An 18,518-nucleotide genomic window follows, 5' to 3' on the forward strand; every position below is an offset into this window, starting at 1 on the left:
TTTAAAAGTAATTGCACAGTTTTTAAATTGACAATCTGAATTATTAATTATGTTTATCTGACTCTAATAACATCGTTTTATTAAACTTTCCTTTTTGAACAGGATCTTCAATAAACCATGCCGGATTTCCGTTTTCGTCCCTTCCGAGTTTACTGCCGTAAATAGGAGGTTCGTTTGCCATTATGGTATATTTTTTTTCTTCAGAGTTAGTTTCAAGAAACAGATGTCCGTTTATTTTTGAAAGATCAAAAGCTTTTTCTTTTTTATGAGCGCCATTCGATCCGTTTGTTTCGACTCGGTTTTCATGATTAAATGTAAGGGCATCAAAATGTTTTACTTTTAAATTGACAAATGAACCATTTCCGTTTGCAGAGGAATGTTGATAACCTTGCAGTTGATCTACTTTCTGGCTCAAAAGCTGAATTTGCTGAATAATTTGTTCTAATGAAGTTTGATTTTGGTTTACTGATACTGGAGCTTCATTTGTTACAACAGAAGACTGAATTTCGTTAGAAACAATTTCATTTTCTTTAATCTCACTTTCAGCTTCTTCAGGAAGATTTAAATCTATATAATCTGCCAAAAGCGATGGAGTAGGATATCCTTCATTGAGTTGTCTAAAAGTGATAGGCAGATCAAATTCTTTTTTCAGTCTTCCTGATAATTGAGTGAGCGATAAAGAATCCAATCCTAATTCTAAGAATGTATTAGAAGCCGAATCAGGATCATAAGTTATGCCCGAAGCTTCTGTTATAATTTCTGAAATCCTAACTGATATAGATTCCTTTCTTGATTCTTTTGCTGAAGCAGAAATGCTTTCAGTTTCTTCAGAAATATTCGGAACAATTTCAGAAACTGTATTTCTTTCAACTATGGTTTCAATAACATTTAAAGGCTCAATCCAACACGGTTTTCGATCAAAAACATAACCCGGTAATTCTATTTTTTGTCTTTGCTGTTCGTTGTAGAAAGATTTCCAATCTGGGCTTATTCCTTTTGCCCATAATTCCCCAACAGTATTTAATAAAGTAGAATATTCATTGTCTTGTTCTTCTTTAGGAAAATTGATGCTCGAAAAAGCAGGTATAACTTTTCCAGCCGCTTGCTGACGTGCCAGCGTAATAAGGGTTTGACCCGGACCAACTTCTAACAATATGTAATCTTCTAATTCAAATGCAGTATCCATAGCATCTGCAAATCGTACTGTGTTTTTTAAATGATTAACCCAATACGTTGAACTTGTCGCTTCAGTATCTGAAAGCCAAGTTCCTGTTGCTGTTGAAATAATCGGCAGCCTCGGAATATTTAATTTTATTTTTTCTATTTCATCTTTAAAAGAATCTAAAATAGGTTCCATCATAAAAGAGTGAAAGGCATGACTAGTCAGAAGCAGTTTGTTTGGAATATCCTGCGCATCAAGTGCTTGATTAAATAATGCAATATCTTCTTTTGTACCCGAAGCCACGCAAAACTGACTTGAATTTATGGCAGCAACCGAAAGTGTATCAGGAATAAGTTCGTATAATTTTTCTACAGGAACGCGTACTGCTAACATTGATCCACCCGGAAGTTCGCTTATCAATTTTCCTCTAACAGCAACAATATGCAAGGCATCTTTTAAACTCATAATTCCGGCTAAATGTGCTGCTGCAAATTCGCCAATACTATGACCGCAAAGAAAAGTGGGTTTAATTCCCCAGCTCATCCATAGCTGAGTCAGTGCATATTCTGTAACAAATAAACTTGGCTGCGTTAAGCGGGTATCTTTTAAGCGTGCTTCGGCCTCTGTAGAATTCGTTTCTGGATAAAGAATTTCGCGAATATCTAATTTTAAATCTTCCATTAATAATGCTGCACATCTATCTACCGCTTCACGATATACTTTTTCGTTATCATAAAGTGTTTTTCCCATTTGCAGATACTGCGCTCCTTGTCCCGGAAACAAAAATCCCATTTCACTTGGAACACTTTTTAATATGGAAGATTTAGTACTTTTTGCTTTTAAAGAAATTAATTTTTCGACCGCATCATCTGTAGAACTTGTTACTAAAAAGCTGCGTTGGTTAAAATCATCTCTCGTAATATTCAACGAATAAGCAATGTCTGCTAAAGGAATATTTCTTGATTTATCAATAAAATGACCCAATGCATTTTCATAACCCAATAAACTGTTTTGGCTTTTTGCAGACCACATTAATAATTGAAGCGGACGTCCGGCTGAAGAGGGAAGAGGTTCTGCTGTATATTCTTCTACAATAGCATGAACGTTTGTGCTGCCAATTCCAAAAGAACTCACGCCGGCTCTTCTTATGCTGTCCGTTTCCCATTCAATTAATTTATTATTGATGTAAAAAGGACTGTTCGCAAAATCTATATTTGGATTTGGTTCGTTGAAATTAACCATTGGCGGAATTTGTTTATGACGCATCGCTAATAATACTTTCATTAAACCCGCAACTCCGGCAGCTGCTGTAGTATGTCCCATATTGCTTTTTATAGAACCTAATGCACAATAATTGTTTTTTTCCTGTTTACCATAGGCTATTTTAAGTCCTTCAATTTCTATAGGATCACCAACCGGAGTTGCAGTTCCGTGCGCTTCCATATAACTGATTGAGGAAGGTGCAATTTGAGCATCGTTAAAAGCATTTATAATCGCTCCAGCCTGACCACGCGGACTTGGCGCCATAAAGCTGCCTTTGTCTCCACCGTCATTATTTACGCCAACGCCTTTAATTACGCCGTATATAATATCGCCATCTTTCTCTGCTTCTTCCAGTCTTTTTAGCACAACAACTCCGGCGCCGTCACTAAAAACAGTTCCTTTTCCGGCAGCGTCAAAAGATCTTGTCGATCCGTCGGGACTTTTAATAAAACCATCATCATAAAGATGTCCGCTGTTTATAGGCGAAGTCACGCTCGATCCTCCTGCAAGGGCAATATCGCACATGCCGGTTCTTATTGCTTTTACGGCTTCAGCAACGGCTAATAATGAAGTAGAGCAGGCGGAATGTACGCTAACCGAAGGTCCTTTTAAATTTAAATGATAAGAAGTACGCGGCGCAATAAAATCTTTTCCGTTTACGGTATAAATTTGTAATTCGCCTACAGAACTTTTCAGCTCTTGGTTATTGAATATATTATGTTCATAATACGTATTGATTTCGCTTCCAGAATATACGGCGATACTTCCTTTATAATGTTTCGGAAGATGTCCTGCTTGCTCCAGAGCTTCAAACGAAATTTCCATAAACACACGTATTTGTGGGTCCATAGCGGCGGCAAGCTGCGGATTTAGTCCAAAGAAATGAGCATCGAATGTTTTAGCCGAAGGTAAAATTCCTCTTGCGCCTATATAAAATGGATCTTTACGAAGACTTTCTGGTAAACTTGGATCTAATTCTTCTTTGGTAAATAAGGAAATTGTTTCTTTTCCCTCTTTTAGATTTTCCCATAATTCTTCAATGGTATCAGAACCGGGAAATCTTCCGGCCATTCCAATTACGGCAATATCTCCGTTAGAAGTTTGTTTGCCTGTTTGTTTAAAGGTAAACGAATCTTCTTTAGTATTGTTTTCTTCTAAAGTACTGGCAAGTTCTCTAATGGTTGGATGAATATAGATTTTTGAAACAGAGATATCCAGTTCTAATTGCTGTCTCATTAAAGACGTTACTTTTTGTGCCAATACAGAACTTCCACCCATATCAAAAAAATCATCATCGATACCAATGCTTGCTATTTGCAATTCTTCGCTCCAAATTTTTACAATATCTTTTTCTAATTGCGTAGTCGGTTTTTTGAACGGCGGTGCAGAATCTGGTCTGTTGTGTTCAGGAACGGGTAAGTTTTTTTTATCCACTTTTCCATTTGGCGTAATCGGAAATTCGTCTACCCAAATGTATTTTGACGGTAATAATATTTCGGGCAAAACCTTTGAAAGTGCCTCATGAATGGGTTTTTCGTCCTGTAATTCAGCACCAGATTTTAAATAAGCCACGAGTTTATCTTCATTACCAAAATAATTACTGACGATTACGGCAGATTGTTTTATTTCGGGAATACTGTTTAAAGCGGCTTCTATTTCGCCTAATTCAATACGATGTCCTCTTATTTTTACCTGATGATCAATACGGCCTAAACATTGAAATTCTCCATTTGGCAGTAATTTTCCCAAGTCTCCGGTGCGATACAGAATTGCGTTTGGTTCTGAAGAAAACGGATCGGGAATAAATTTTTCAGCAGTAAGTTCCGGACGGTTCCAATACCCTTTTGCAACTCCGTCTCCGCCAATTACGATTTCTCCAATTGTTCCGGTTTCAACGGCTTTTCTTTCTTCATCAAGTAAATATATCTGTGTATTGGCAATCGGAAAACCAATTGTAATTAATTCATCCTCTGCCTGAATTTGTTTTACTGCCGACCAAACTGTGGTTTCAGTTGGGCCATACATATTCCAAAGAGAATCGCATTTTGACGTTAATTGGCGCGCTAAATTTAAAGGCATAGCTTCACCGCCGCATAATGCTTTTAAAGCCAGCGGTGTTTCCCATCCGGAATCAAGAAGCGACTGCCATGTGGTAGGTGTAGCCTGTAATATTGTAATTTCTTTTTTCTGTAAAAGATCAAGTAAAAGATGCCCGTCACGAGTCGTTTCATAATCGGCAAAAACTACTGTTGCACCTTTTATTAGCGGCAGAAATAATTCGAGACCCGCAATATCAAAGGAAATTGTGGTAATCGATAATAGTCTGTCTTCGGTATTTATACCCGGTTCAATTGCCATACTGAACAGGAAATTTATTAGATTTTTATGCGTAACGGTAACGCCTTTAGGTTTTCCTGTAGATCCGGAAGTGTACATTATATACGCCGCTGCATCATAAGAAACAGAAGTTGAAACAGGAACTGAAGGATATTGATTGAGTGCAGCTAAAACGTCTTCAATTACTATCGTTTTAGAATAAGCAGGCAAGGATTTGGCAAGTGATTTTGTAGTCAGTAAAAAACTGGCTCCAGAATCTTCGAGCATAAATTCTAAACGTGCCGCTGGAAATTTTGGATCTAATGGTAAATAGGCCGCTCCGCACTGTAAAATAGCTAAAAGAGAAGCCACTAAATTAGGAGTTCGCTCCATTGATACAGCAACAATTTGCCCGGAAGATAAACCCTGTGCCAAAAAGTAATGAGCCAGCTGGTTTGTCATTTTCACTAACGATGCATAACTAACCTGTTCATCTCCATATTCAAGTGCTATTGAATTGGAAGATAAAGCAGCCTGTTCTGCAAAAATTTCCGGTAACGTACTTTTAGGATACGCCATTTTGGTCCAACTTCTGTCGTTGGCTAAATCATTGTTGTTAGCTCTTTTCATTTTAATGGTATTAAAATTAGAGTGGAACAAATAATAAGATTCAATTAATGGGAAACTAAAGAAAAACGCGACTTACATCCGGTTTTACAGCTCATTATTAAAATGACTGCATTTTTTATTTACAATGGTCTGCTTCGTTAATAAATAAATGAGAGGTTATAAGTAGTTTTTAATCATTGATTTGGCATTTATTGAAATTATAATTATGTCCTAGTAATCAATATGTTAATCAAAAAAAGTAATTTTTTTTTACTAATACTTGCATTTTCTGTATAAAGCCATTATTCTCGATGAATTGCATATTTTGAATTATTTGGGATATTTATTTTAAAATTGACCAGTGCTTTTTAATCAATTTTAGGTCTGCAATTTTCTCATTAAATAAGAGAAGCTTTTTTCGAGATAAAATTACAGTCAAAATTATCTGCGGACTTATTTTTAAAAGTCAATAATTCCTTATTCAGACCATTTTTTCCTTTGTAAGGAAAAACTTTATTTTAGTAATGGTTTGTTGTAGAAAAATATTTAGCTTTGCAGTTTCTAAATATCTTGTATTCAATAAGATAACTGTTAATTTAATACAGATTTTTTTATAAAAGCACCCCATAATTAAAGATTAAATAAAAAGGATTTAGTGATATAATTTAGTGAAATAAATTGCCGTTGTAATTAAGTATCAACCAGTTTATACTAGCGTTAAATATTTAATTTTTAGAACTATTATTTAAGTTATATCGGCAGCTATTTTTTTTAAAATAATCGTAGTAATTTATAGAAAAACATTTTTTTGATGTAGGTAAATAGTCATTAAAATACTACATTTTGTGTAGTTTATCGGAAATAAAATTCGTTATATCGATTTTATTTTGCTATTAAATATTTTTGCAGCATAAATTATAAGGCTTATAGAACTGTGAAGTATTTAAATATAAAAAACCTAAACTTACTCATAATTATGATGGCGTTTATCCCTTTTAAAGGGCTTAGCCAGACGCAGGCAAATGACACGATGGAAACTATAATTCCATCCGGAAGCAACGCAACCGGAAGTTCAGGTTCTGTAACATATTCAATTGGACAAGTATTCTATACCTACATTGGAACAGGTTATAACGTAGCTCAGGGAATACAGCAGCAAGAATCAGATGAAACTTTGGATAATCCGGAAGTTGAGGTGCCTGAAGTATCCATATTAGTTTTCCCAAATCCGGCAGCAGATTTTGTTAATGTAAGCATGAAAGCACCCGAATTAGAAAGTAAAGATCGATCGTACAGACTTTATGACATTCAGGGCCGACTATTAAAACAAAACAAAATTAATCAAACCGAAACTCAGGTTAATTTAAATAACCTAACTCCTTCTCTTTATATACTTGTGGTATATGTAGACGGCAAAATTTTGGAATCATTTAAAATATTAAAAAAATAAAGAATAAGACAATGAAATCTGCGCTTACCATACTATTATTATTTGTGACTGTTACGCTTAAGTTATATGCACAATCACCAGAAAAAATGAGCTATCAGGCCATTATTCGATCACAGAATAATGACTTGGTTGCTAACACACGAATAAGCCTGAGAGTTATTGTACATCAAGGCAGTGCAGCAGGAACTACCGTTTATCAGGAAACACATTCTGCGACTACCAATAACAATGGTTTGGTTTCTCTTGAAATAGGAACAGGAAATATTACTACAGGTACTTTTAGTGCAATTGCCTGGGAAAAAGGCCCATACTTTATAGAAACACAAGTTGATGTAACAGGTGGAGCTAATTATAATATTATGGGAACGACACAGCTTTTGAGTGTTCCTTATGCATTGCATGCAAAAACAGCCGAAAGAATAGTGGGTACAGCTACTACAACGCCAAGAGCGGCAATTATTCCGTTTACCTCTTCCAGAAACATTACTACTACAGATGTAAATAATACAATAGAATGTACCGCAACATCTACATTAACATTAACCTCTAATTTTACGAGTATGCTAACAGGCGATACTATTAATTTAGAAGCTCATAATGGTGCAGTATTAACGATACAAGCATCTTCTGGCGTAACTATTAACTATACTGCAAACGGAAGTGCGAAGTTTACCAGTGCATCTGGAAACGTAAGATTTGGATTTCTTAGAAAAACAGGCACAAATTCCTATATTATATCGGGACAATGAAAAAGTTACTATTTTTTTTACTCTTTTCAACAGCAGTTTTTTCACAAAACTACCAATATGCTCTTGAAGAAGCTCCGGTTACCGTACCGGAACCACCAACAGGCATAAAAAATCAAATAGAAGAAATTAAATATTTTGAGGCTCACTTACTGCCGCTTGCGCAAAAAGGAACGCTTCAGGCTGCTTTAGATCAATATGGTGCTGTACGTTTAGAAAAAGGAGATTACTCCGGAGTAGATCTTGTGATGAAAAGCAATCAAAGATTATACGGACATCCAACATTATCTAAAGTATCGAATATTAAAATCGCTGCCGGAAGCACCAATGTACACATCGAACAACTTTCGTTTGTAGACCGTACCGTTACTTTTGAACCGGGCGCGCCTATAACAAATTGCGTTCTTAAAACTTTAAGATACGTTTATATCAATGCAAGCGGAGCACAATTAGATAATAATGAGCTGATTAATATTGGAGGACAAATTAAGTTTGATTGTAGCGCATCGGGTTATTTCAGAAACAATAAGATTATAAAACATCAGGCGCAGTCTATTTCCAATCAATTAATAATGAAAGGAAATACCACAACGCCAAGTTATGGAAACGTAAATCTGCATTCTAATTATTTAACTCCTGCAGGAGACGCAACGGATATCGCCGGATTACAATCAGCTACTTTTGTTGGGGTTGACAGCGAAGGATGGAATCTAAACGGACAGGGAACAAAAGCAATGTTTACGGCTAAAAATATGGGTAATTTAAAGATTACCGATTTTGGCGGCGGAAATGCTTATTCTGCTGTTCAAACAGGATCTTATGATATTGATGCTCAAAATGTATCCTTCTTAAATAAATACCTGCGTACGTCAAATGATGTAATTTCGGCCAGAACCAATATGTTTTTAATTGATGGAGAAGGAGCATACAAAAGAGGAAGCGGAACTGTGACAGGTTTTGATTTACTAGGGAATTTAGACAAAAGCAATGCAATAAAATATAACGGAACAGAGCAAACCAGTACCATTACAAATACAGCGGTTGTGTCTGCTATTAGCAATACTATTTTAGGAGCAAAATATACACCTTGGGCAAGAACAGCCTGGGAAACACTGCCAGATCCGCTGGGACCAAACTGGAAAACGGAAAGAACTGGAAAAGCAGATCAAAGAGCGTATATTCAAAATCTTATTGATACAAAAGGAATTACAGAATTACCGGAAGGAATATTCTATATAGGAGGCACTTTAAATGTTCATCTTGATGGAAATCACGGTATAATAGGACAAGGAACCGGAAAAACGGTAATTGTAGGCTTAAAAGATGATTTCCCTTTAATTACATTAGACACAGGAACCGATACTAATTTTATTCTGGCCTATTTAACGCTGCAGGGCGGCAGCACGGGTATATATGCAGGTAAAAGAAATGGTGTTGGAATTGGCCAGATTGCTTATGCAAATTTAAGGTTTATTACTTTTAGAGATCAGACTAACGGAATTCACCTGTATCAAATTATGGGACTTGATAATAACTTTTTTGAGTATTTAGGTTTTGTAAATTGTACAAGAGGTTTCTTCCAGGAACCATTATTGCCATACGCAGGAGATTATAACACATCGAGTTATGTTGACAAAACCATGTATTACAAAAGTCAGTTTATAAATTGTACTACAGCTATGTCAATGAAAGCAACCCGACCAAATAACTTAAATGCCTGGGTAGACTGTAAGTTTGATAGAGGTCAGACTGCTTTAGACATGGGAGCACAAAATTATCCTGTAATTGCCAATTGTGATTTTAGTAATTATACCGGAGCGAGCGTAATCAACAGTAATTCAATTTCGATATACAGTTCTAATTTTTTCAATAACACTTCATCAGCGGCAACTTTAAATGCTATGATTACTTATATTGAAGGATGTAAATTCTCAGACAGCTCTAATATGTTTGCGCCTGTAGTGTACAATTCGACTTTTCATTACATTTTAAATTCAACAGTTGCAGGAAATGTAGTCGTAGCAAAACCGTCGAATCTATATTATGATTCTTCTGCTATTTATGTAAACTCTACATTATCAGCAAATCCTACATTGAGTAAATTATTAGTAAACGTAAAAGTAGGCGTACCAACGGTAATTATTAATACAACACCAAATCCATATCCGCAGTTATTGGTGACACAATAAAAAACAGAAATAATACAATTATTAGAGGTTCAGATTAATTTAATCTGAACCTCTTTTTTTATTCTTCAATTTAAGATTATCAGGAATGCAGTTTACTACTTCTAATTTTACTAAAATCTTATTATAAATCTTACATAATCAATGTTTTAAAGCGGCTGATAATGCTGGTTTAAGTAATTTTTAAAGAAGTTTTTCAGCCATTTTTACCTGAATATGATAGCTGTAAAAGGCTGCAAATTGTATTTTATCGGATTTTAAAATCCGTTGAACAGATTTATTATTATAAACTGAAAACAATATATATTTTTAACCACGAATTAAAAAGAATACTAAATAAAAACAGTCATTTAGCTTTATTCTTTATTAATAATTAAACAGTTATTGTAAAATAGTAATTTTTTTACAAAGTATAATGAAAAACAAATTATCACCCTATTGTATTTTTTAAGATGCAATAGTAATCTCAAAATAAGGATTATTTATATTTTTTGTTTTATGAAATACAGTGTATACGAAAATATTAGAAAAATAAGAGAATTAAAAAATTTAACCAGAGAGTTTGTAGCAGCTGAACTAAAAATGAGTACCAGCGGTTATGGCAAAATTGAAAGAGGTGATGTTGATTTAACAGTATCTAAATTAATTGAAATTTCAAAAGTTTTAGAAGTCTCAATTGAGTTTATATTCAAATTCGATGTTTCGATTTTTTTTAATGAGACAACCAGATAAAGTATCTGGAAAATAGTAAAGAAGCTTAAATAGATAAAATAAATAATTAAAAATGAAGGTTATGGAAAATTACTACTTAAGAATAAAAGAGTATCGGTTGCAGAATAATCATACTCCGGAATATGTTGCCATTCAGATGGAAATAAGTGTAAAAAAATACGAAAAAATTGAAAATGGAATGATTGACCTAAAATTGTCAAAACTAGATAAACTGGTTAAAATTTTAGGAATCAAAAAAAGTGAAATTTTCAGATTGAGCAATTAGTATTTTTTTGAAAAAGAAGAGTTCCTATAAGAACTCTATTTTTATTTATGTTATTACTTATGTTTTACTTTTAAAACATATCCCAAAGATTCTAAAATTAAAACATAATGCGTTTTTGTAATGTCTTTTATAACGGCATTCTGATCACAAAAAGGCCCGGAATTCAAATGTATTTTATCTCCTATTTGGTACTGCATCACTGAAATTTCTTTAGCAGTATCTCCACAATTAAGCCATTCTTTTATCGTCTCGATTTCCTGGTCTTTTACAATTGCATGTCTTCCTAACCAAAATAAATATCGAACTACACCCGGAGAATAAAACACCATATTTCTATCTTTTTCAGGTATTTGCACAAAGATATAGTTGTTAAATAACGGCACTTCTACCTTTATTTTTCTATCAGATCTTTGCTGCGTTTTTTTAATCAAGGGGCAGTAACAATTAATGTTATACTTCGTTAATTGTTCTGCTGCTCTTTTTTCCCATTTAGGTTTTGTATAGACTACATACCACTTCATAATTCTTAATTTATTTATAGTAATTGTAAATCAGTTTAAAATAAGATAAGCTGTATTGGTATTTATTTTTACTGAAAATGTCTTCCTTAATAACTGTTAATAATCATTAAAAGATAAAGCCGTTTTAAAGCACCATTTCAGTATTAATATAGGATGTAAATTTAATCTGGAGAGACTAAAAATATTTACGGTTTTCATGCTAATTTTTCCTTATTTAGGACATTTAGTTACAAAAAAGTAATTTCTTATCAGCTTCATTATCATAATTTTATCTTAAATTATTGTTGTATTCAGATTGATATTATGGATTTTAAATTTCTGTTTCGCATAACAGAAATTAATCTTTTTAAAACAGTCAAAAACCACAATATTTTTAGTTTTTATACCCTTAATTTTTTTCTTTTTTGAGTAGTACACATGTAACTATTCACGGGGAACCCATTTTTTAAATTTTAAAAAATAGCGCCAAAACCCCAGTAAACAGGTTCACAATACTTTTTCACAAATCATTACTCCATTCATAAACTGATTATTTAATTTAAAACATTAAAAAGATGAAAATTGGAATAACCTTTAGCGCCTTTGACTTGCTACATGCGGGACACGTAAAAATGCTTGAAGAAGCGAAACAAAATTGTGATTATTTAATTGTTGGCCTGCAGACTGATCCAACGTTAGACCGCCCAACAAAAAACAAACCAACGCAGACTGTTGTCGAAAGATACATACAGTTAAAAGCGTGTAAATTTGTCGACGAAATTGTGCCTTATGCAACAGAGCAGGATTTAGAAGATATTTTGAAATCTTTTACTATTGATATGCGTGTTTTAGGAGATGAATATAAAGAGAAAGACTTTACAGGAAGAACCTATTGCGAAGAAAAAGGAATCGAGTTATATTTTAATACCCGTGACCACCGTTTTTCGAGTACTAACCTTCGTCATGAAGTGTATCAAAAAGAAATTTTAATACATTCTAATGGCAATTAGTACCACTATTACTCATGTAGTTTTAACTGGCGGAGTGGGCAGCAGATTATGGCCTCTTTCCAGAAAAACACTTCCAAAACAATATCTTGAACTTTTTGACGGACAATCACTTTTTGAAAAAACAGTGGCTCGTAACGAAAATGTTTCAACAAAAATGATAGTTGTTGGAAATATTGAAAACTACAAAATGACGAATGCGATTATGTCAAAACTGAATAAGCATTTTACTCATATTGTAGAAGCCGTACCCCGCAATACAGCCGCAGCAATTGCCTTTGCCGCATTTGCATCAAAACCAGACGATATTTTATTGATAACCCCCTCAGACCATATTATAGAAGGCAGCGATTTATACAATAATGCTTTATGGCACGCCATTGTATTAGCCAATCAGGATTATTTAGTAACCTTTGGCATAGAACCCACTAAACCGGAAACGGGTTACGGTTATATCGAATTTGAAGATGAAAATGTAATCGCATTTCATGAAAAGCCTGATTTTGAAACGGCGATGACGTATCTTAAAAAGAAAAATTATTTCTGGAACAGCGGACTTTTTTGTTTCAAAGCCGGAAAGTTTTTGGCAGAACTCGAAAAGCAGGAACCCGAAGTTTTCAAAGCTTCAAAAACAGCTTGGGAAAACAATACAAACGGTTTTTTGAACTACGAATTGTCGATAAAAATTCCTTCTATAAGTATTGATTATGCTGTTATGGAACGAAGCAAAGACATTAAAGTTGTTCCAGCACATTTTGGCTGGTCAGATTTAGGTTCTTTTGAATCAGTTTATGATTATTTGGTTCAAAAAGGACATCCCATTGATGCCAACAGAAATATTGTTATAGGAACTTCATTGCATACCACTTTTATTGGCGTTAAAAATTGCATTTTGATTTACACCGCCGATGCTTTAATGGTTTTGCAAAAAGAAAATTCTCAGGAAGTAAAGCAAGTTTATCAGCAATTAGAATCGATTGCTTCTCCGCTGCTGTAAAATAAAATTTACACTATGATCAATAAAAAATCCATAATATATATTGCCGGACATAACGGAATGGTGGGAAGCGCCATTTGGAGAACGCTGACTGCAAAAGGCTACACAAATCTTATAGGAGCTTCAAGCAAAGAATTAGATTTAAGAAAGCAAAAAGCAGTTCGGGATTTTATTAGAAAAACAAAACCGGATGTAATTATCGATGCTGCCGCAAAAGTGGGAGGAATCCAGGCCAATAATGATTTTCCGTACGATTTTTTGATGGAAAATATGCTGATTCAAAACAATCTTATTAATGAAGCGCATCGTTTAGTGGTAGATAAATTCATTTTTCTAGGAAGTTCCTGTATTTATCCAAAATTTGCACCACAGCCGTTAAAAGAAGAATATTTGCTCACAGCTCCTTTAGAGCCCACTAACGAATGGTACGCTCTTGCAAAAATCTCCGGAGTAAAATTATGCGAAGCCATACGCAGACAATATCAAAAAGATTTTGTCAGCATGATGCCAACCAACTTATACGGCACGCACGACAATTTTGATTTAAACAGCTCGCATGTTTTACCCGCCATGATTCGCAAGTTTCATGAAGCCAAAGAAAACAACAATGCCGTAGTAATTTTGTGGGGAACAGGGACACCCATGCGTGAATTTCTATTTGTAGATGATATGGCAGAAGCAGTAGTTTTTGCTTTAGAAAATGAGCTTCCGGAACATTTGTATAATATTGGAACCGGAAAAGATTTAACCATTAAGGAACTTGCTACATTGGTACAAAAAATTGTAGGCCATACCGGAGAAATTCTTTGGGACGACACAAAACCTGATGGTACACCACGAAAATTAATGGATGTTTCTAAAATGCACAGCATTGGCTGGAGACACCAAATAGAACTCGAAGAAGGAATACAAAAAACCTACACTTGGTTTTTAGAAAACATCGAAAATTTCAAACAAAAGGTTTACTGACCTTTTGCTCTTCAAATTACCCCAAACCTCTTTATCGTTACCCCTTTATAAAATTTGCGACTTTGCAGCATAATGCCTTTGTGCCTTATAATTAAATTATGAATCCATTGAAAAAAACAGCTCTTATAACAGGAGTTACAGGACAAGACGGAGCCTATTTAAGTGAATTTTTATTAGAAAAAGGCTATATCGTACACGGATTAAAAAGACGTACTTCTTTATTTAATACAGACCGAATTGATCATTTATACCAGGATCCTTATGTAGAAAACAGAAATTTTATTCTGCATTATGGAGATATGACAGACAGCACTAATTTAACCCGAATCATTCAGGAAGTTCAACCCGATGAAATCTACAATCTGGCCGCCATGAGCCACGTAGCCGTTTCATTTGAAACTCCAGAATATACAGGAAATGCAGATGGTTTAGGAACTTTAAGACTTCTGGACGCTGTTCGTTTGCTTGGATTAGAAAAAAAGACAAGAATTTATCAGGCCTCAACTTCAGAATTGTACGGAAAAGTACAGGAAGTTCCGCAGTCTGAAACAACGCCGTTTTACCCGCGTTCGCCTTATGCCGTAGCCAAAATGTACGCCTATTGGATTACGGTAAACTACAGAGAAGCTTACGGAATGTACGCCTGTAATGGGATATTATTTAATCACGAATCACCCATTCGCGGAGAAACTTTTGTAACAAGAAAAATTACCAGAGCAACAGCAAGAATAGCTTTAGGACTTCAGGATAAATTATACTTAGGAAATCTCGACGCACAGCGCGATTGGGGACACGCCAAAGATTATGTACAAATGATGTGGATGATTTTACAGGCCGATGAACCGGAAGACTGGGTAATTGCTACAGGAAAAACCACAACAGTTCGTGAATTTGTACGAATGAGTTTTGCCGAAGTTGGTATTGAACTAGAATTCAAAGGAAAAGGAATAAACGAAAAAGCTCTTGTAAAATATTGCAGCAATCCCGATTATCAAATTCCGATTGGTAAAGAAGTATTAGAAGTCGATGCTAATTATTTTAGACCAACAGAAGTAGATTTATTAGTAGGCGATCCCACAAAAGCCAGAACGAAACTCGGCTGGAAATGCAAATACGATTTAGAATCATTAGTAAAAGAAATGATGCAGTCTGATTTAAAACTGATGGAGAAAGAACAGCATTTAAAAGAATGTGGTTATACGATCTTAAATTATTTCGAATAACGAATACTGCAGATTAATAAACCAGTTGCGCTTAATTTAAACACATAGAAACATAGTTCTTAGGAATCTTTAAAAAAGGCGTTTCACTTGCATTAACAAACATAGACAGCACAATCTTGTCATTCCGAGGAACGAGGAATCTTCGCGAGAAACTCTACAAAGATTGGCAATTCTCTATGCGGAGTTGCTTACGAAGATTCCTCGTTCCTCGGAATGACAAACATTGAGAACTATGTGCTAGAAACGAGTTTCTTTTGTTAGTCTTTTATGCATAATTAAAATCTATGTCTCTATGTGTTTAAAAAAATCCACTTCCTAAAAAAAACGAACTAAATGAAAATCAAAAATATTTGCTGCTTAGGAGCCGGTTATGTTGGAGGACCAACAATGTCTGTAATAGCATTGAAATGTCCCGAAATAAAAGTAACAGTTGTAGATTTAAATACAGAACGTATTTCGGCGTGGAATGAAGAAAATTTAGATAAACTACCCGTTTACGAACCCGGACTTGCAGATGTAGTTCGTGAAGCACGCGGACGTAATTTGTTTTTTTCAACCGATGTTGATGCTGCGATTGAAGCCGCAGATATGATTTTTATAGCCGTAAATACGCCAACTAAAACATACGGTGAAGGAAAAGGAATGGCTGCCGATTTAAAATTTGTAGAATTATGCGCCAGACAAATAGCCCGAATAGCCAAAAATGATAAAATTATAGTCGAAAAATCAACGCTTCCTGTTCGAACAGCTCAAACCTTGCAGACTATTTTAGATCATACCGGAAACGGAGTAAAATTTGAAGTACTTTCTAATCCCGAATTTTTAGCCGAAGGAACTGCCATCGAAGATTTATTTAATGCCGATAGAGTTTTAATTGGAGGAAATCAAACCGAAAGCGGTCAAAAAGCCATTCAGTCTTTGGTTGATATTTATGCACATTGGCTTTCGCCGAAACAAATTTTAACTACAAATGTATGGTCTTCAGAATTATCAAAATTAACAGCCAATGCCTTTTTAGCACAAAGAATTTCGTCAATTAACGCATTATCCGCTTTATGTGAAGCCACAGAAGCCGATGTTGATGAGGTTGCCGCCGCGATTGGAACTGATAGCAGAATTGGTTCTAAATTTCTTAAAGCTTCAGTAGGATTTGGAGGATCTTGTTTTCAAAAAGATATTTTAAACTTAGTGTATTTGTGCCGTTATTTTAATCTGCCGGAAGTGGCCAATTATTGGGAACAAATTATTATTCTGAATGATTATCAAAAATACCGTTTTGCCAAAAATATTATCTGTTCCCTTTTTAATACCGTAAGCGGAAAAAAAATAACTTTTTTAGGCTGGGCTTTTAAAAAAGATACCAACGATACCAGAGAATCTGCAGCGATTTATGTAGCCGAACATTTAATCGAAGACGGAGCAGAAATTCATGTTTACGATCCCAAAGTTTCAGAAGAAAAAATTAAATCCGATATGCGCTATTTATGGGAACTAAAAGGACTTTCTGAAGAAAAAATCAAATCAAAATTAAATCAAATATTCGTTTACAAAACAGCGATAGAAGCACTTGATGAAGCTCATGCAGCTGCCATATTAACAGAATGGGATGAATTTAAAACCTACGATTGGGAAAGTATTTATAACAACATGTACAAACCCGCTTTTCTATTTGATGGACGAAATATTCTCGATTTTAAAAAATTAGCCACAATAGGTTTTCAGGTAAAAGGAATTGGAAAAAATAATTCTTTTAGTGCTAAATTAAAAGTAGAAAATGAACTGGTCATTAGATAAAATAAAACAGCACCAGCATTTCGATAAAAGTCTAAATTTTATAAAATTAATTTCGATTGTAGGAAGTACAGAAGTAATCCTAAAATTAATTGGATTTGTTTCGGGGATATTGATTGTCAGAATGCTGCCCGTTCAGGAATACGCCTTATACACGCTCGCTAATATCATGTTAGGAACTTTAGTAATGTTTACAGATTCTGGTATTTCAAACGGAGTCATGGCACTAAGCGGCAAAGTATGGAAAGACCCTAAAAAACTGGGAGAAGTTTTGGCAACAGGTTTAGATTTAAGAAAGAAATTCGCCTTTATAGCCTTAACCGTTTCTACCCCAATAATCATTTATTTATTATTAAAAAACAATGCAAGCTGGTTATCGGCAGTTTTAATTTTTCTGTCCTTGATTCCCGCTTTTTACGCCGCCTTATCAGATTCTTTACTAGAAATAACACCCAAGTTACATCAGGATATTTCGAGTTTACAAAAAAATCAATTACGAGTTGGATTTGGACGATTGCTATTAGTAATCCTAACAATTTTTATTTTTCCCTGGACATTCGTCCTTATTTTGGCTTCAGGAATTCCGCAGATATACGGCAATTCCAAACTCAAAATAATCAATAAAAAGTTTGTTGACAGCCACCAAAAACCAGATCCCGTAATTCGTAAAGAGATACTCAAAATTGTAACCCGCATCCTGCCCAATATTATATTTTATGCGCTATCAGGACAAATCGTAATTTGGATATTATCTGTTTTTGGCAACTCTACTGATTTGGCAAGTATAGGAGCGTTGGGCAGATTTGCGGCACTCATGGCTTTTTTTACCACGATATCAGGCACTTTATTTTTACCCCGATTTTCAAGACTAGCAGATGATAAAGAAATCCTTTTAAGATATTTTTTATTTTTTCAGTTAATCCTTTTTTTGGCAGCAGGCTTTATAATGCTGATCGTATTTTTATTTCCTGCTCAAATGTTATGGCTTTTAGGAGCCTCTTACAGTTCATTATCATCTGAACTCTTTTTAATTATGTTATCCAACTGCATCGGATTAATTGCTGCCATGAGCGGTAATTTAATAGGCAGCAGGGGACATTTTTTAAACCCAATATTTGTAATTGCACTCAATTTAGGAACCGTCATATTCGCTTATTTTATTTGGGATTTAACAAAGCTTCGGGGCATTTTGTACTACAGTATTTTTAACCAATGTCTTTCATTATTAGTAAATTATATATTTAGTTTTTCAGTAATAATTAGAGCTAAGAAATAAATTAAAGAATAAAGAATAAAGAATAA

Annotated in this window: 13 protein-coding genes; 11 read left to right on the top strand and 2 right to left on the bottom strand. The window is 34.5% G+C overall.

Translation table 11 applies throughout. From position 1 onward, the window contains the following. Positions 1 to 43: 43 nt before the first annotated feature. Positions 44 to 5,371 carry a polyketide synthase gene (locus tag B3C18_RS01125; protein WP_291141046.1) on the bottom strand — a complete coding sequence of 1,776 codons (5,328 nt, stop codon included), beginning with the start codon at positions 5,369 to 5,371 and terminating at the stop codon, positions 44 to 46. Between the two features lie 955 nt (positions 5,372 to 6,326). On the opposite strand from B3C18_RS01125, the gene B3C18_RS01130 reads away from it, so the two are divergent. The 5 genes from B3C18_RS01130 (at position 6,327) to B3C18_RS01150 (ending at position 10,729) form a co-directional block, all read left to right on the top strand. Continuing rightward, positions 6,327 to 6,800, top strand: coding sequence for a T9SS type A sorting domain-containing protein (locus B3C18_RS01130; RefSeq protein ID WP_291141049.1), 474 nt, complete (start codon positions 6,327 to 6,329; stop codon positions 6,798 to 6,800). Between the two features lie 11 nt (positions 6,801 to 6,811). Then, positions 6,812 to 7,549: a hypothetical protein gene (locus tag B3C18_RS01135; RefSeq protein ID WP_291141052.1), complete on the top strand. Its 738-nt coding sequence runs from the start codon at positions 6,812 to 6,814 to the stop codon at positions 7,547 to 7,549. Next, positions 7,546 to 9,735, top strand: coding sequence for a hypothetical protein (locus tag B3C18_RS01140; RefSeq protein ID WP_291141056.1), 2,190 nt, complete (start codon positions 7,546 to 7,548; stop codon positions 9,733 to 9,735). Before B3C18_RS01135 ends, B3C18_RS01140 begins: the two co-directional genes overlap by 4 nt. A gap of 495 nt (positions 9,736 to 10,230) precedes the next feature. Then, positions 10,231 to 10,464, top strand: a complete 234-nt coding sequence (locus B3C18_RS01145; RefSeq protein WP_056202833.1) for a helix-turn-helix transcriptional regulator — start codon at positions 10,231 to 10,233, stop codon at positions 10,462 to 10,464. 61 nt (positions 10,465 to 10,525) lie between these two features. After that, positions 10,526 to 10,729 carry a helix-turn-helix domain-containing protein gene (locus tag B3C18_RS01150; RefSeq protein WP_053470230.1) on the top strand — a complete coding sequence of 68 codons (204 nt, stop codon included), beginning with the start codon at positions 10,526 to 10,528 and terminating at the stop codon, positions 10,727 to 10,729. A gap of 53 nt (positions 10,730 to 10,782) precedes the next feature. Here the strand turns inward: B3C18_RS01150 and B3C18_RS01155 are convergent, their stop codons facing one another. After that, complete coding sequence (locus tag B3C18_RS01155; protein WP_053470229.1) at positions 10,783 to 11,250, bottom strand: UpxY family transcription antiterminator; 468 nt, start codon at positions 11,248 to 11,250, stop codon at positions 10,783 to 10,785. 554 nt (positions 11,251 to 11,804) lie between these two features. On the opposite strand from B3C18_RS01155, the gene B3C18_RS01160 reads away from it, so the two are divergent. The 6 genes from B3C18_RS01160 (at position 11,805) to B3C18_RS01185 (ending at position 18,492) form a co-directional block, all read left to right on the top strand. Continuing rightward, positions 11,805 to 12,239: an adenylyltransferase/cytidyltransferase family protein gene (locus B3C18_RS01160; RefSeq protein ID WP_291141073.1), complete on the top strand. Its 435-nt coding sequence runs from the start codon at positions 11,805 to 11,807 to the stop codon at positions 12,237 to 12,239. Further along, on the top strand, positions 12,229 to 13,233 hold the full coding sequence (locus B3C18_RS01165) for a mannose-1-phosphate guanylyltransferase (protein WP_291141075.1): 1,005 nt from the start codon (positions 12,229 to 12,231) through the stop codon (positions 13,231 to 13,233). Before B3C18_RS01160 ends, B3C18_RS01165 begins: the two co-directional genes overlap by 11 nt. 15 nt (positions 13,234 to 13,248) lie before the next feature. After that, positions 13,249 to 14,202, top strand: a complete 954-nt coding sequence (locus tag B3C18_RS01170; protein ID WP_414655335.1) for a GDP-L-fucose synthase family protein — start codon at positions 13,249 to 13,251, stop codon at positions 14,200 to 14,202. Positions 14,203 to 14,300: 98 nt separating this feature from the next. Next, positions 14,301 to 15,425: a GDP-mannose 4,6-dehydratase gene (gene gmd, locus B3C18_RS01175; RefSeq protein WP_053470226.1), complete on the top strand. Its 1,125-nt coding sequence runs from the start codon at positions 14,301 to 14,303 to the stop codon at positions 15,423 to 15,425. A 333-nt stretch (positions 15,426 to 15,758) separates the two neighbouring features. Continuing rightward, a complete protein-coding gene (locus B3C18_RS01180; protein WP_291141079.1) occupies positions 15,759 to 17,219 on the top strand; it encodes a UDP-glucose 6-dehydrogenase in 1,461 nt (486 codons plus the stop codon). Further along, the gene (locus B3C18_RS01185; RefSeq protein WP_291141082.1) at positions 17,200 to 18,492 is read left to right on the top strand and encodes a polysaccharide biosynthesis protein; all 1,293 of its coding nucleotides are present in this window, start codon (positions 17,200 to 17,202) and stop codon (positions 18,490 to 18,492) included. The genes B3C18_RS01180 and B3C18_RS01185 overlap by 20 nt, the downstream gene beginning before the upstream one ends. Positions 18,493 to 18,518: the final 26 nt, after the last annotated feature.

The sequence above is a fragment of the Flavobacterium sp. UBA7680 genome, assembly GCF_002482975.1.
Classification (GTDB): Bacteria; Bacteroidota; Bacteroidia; order Flavobacteriales; family Flavobacteriaceae; genus Flavobacterium.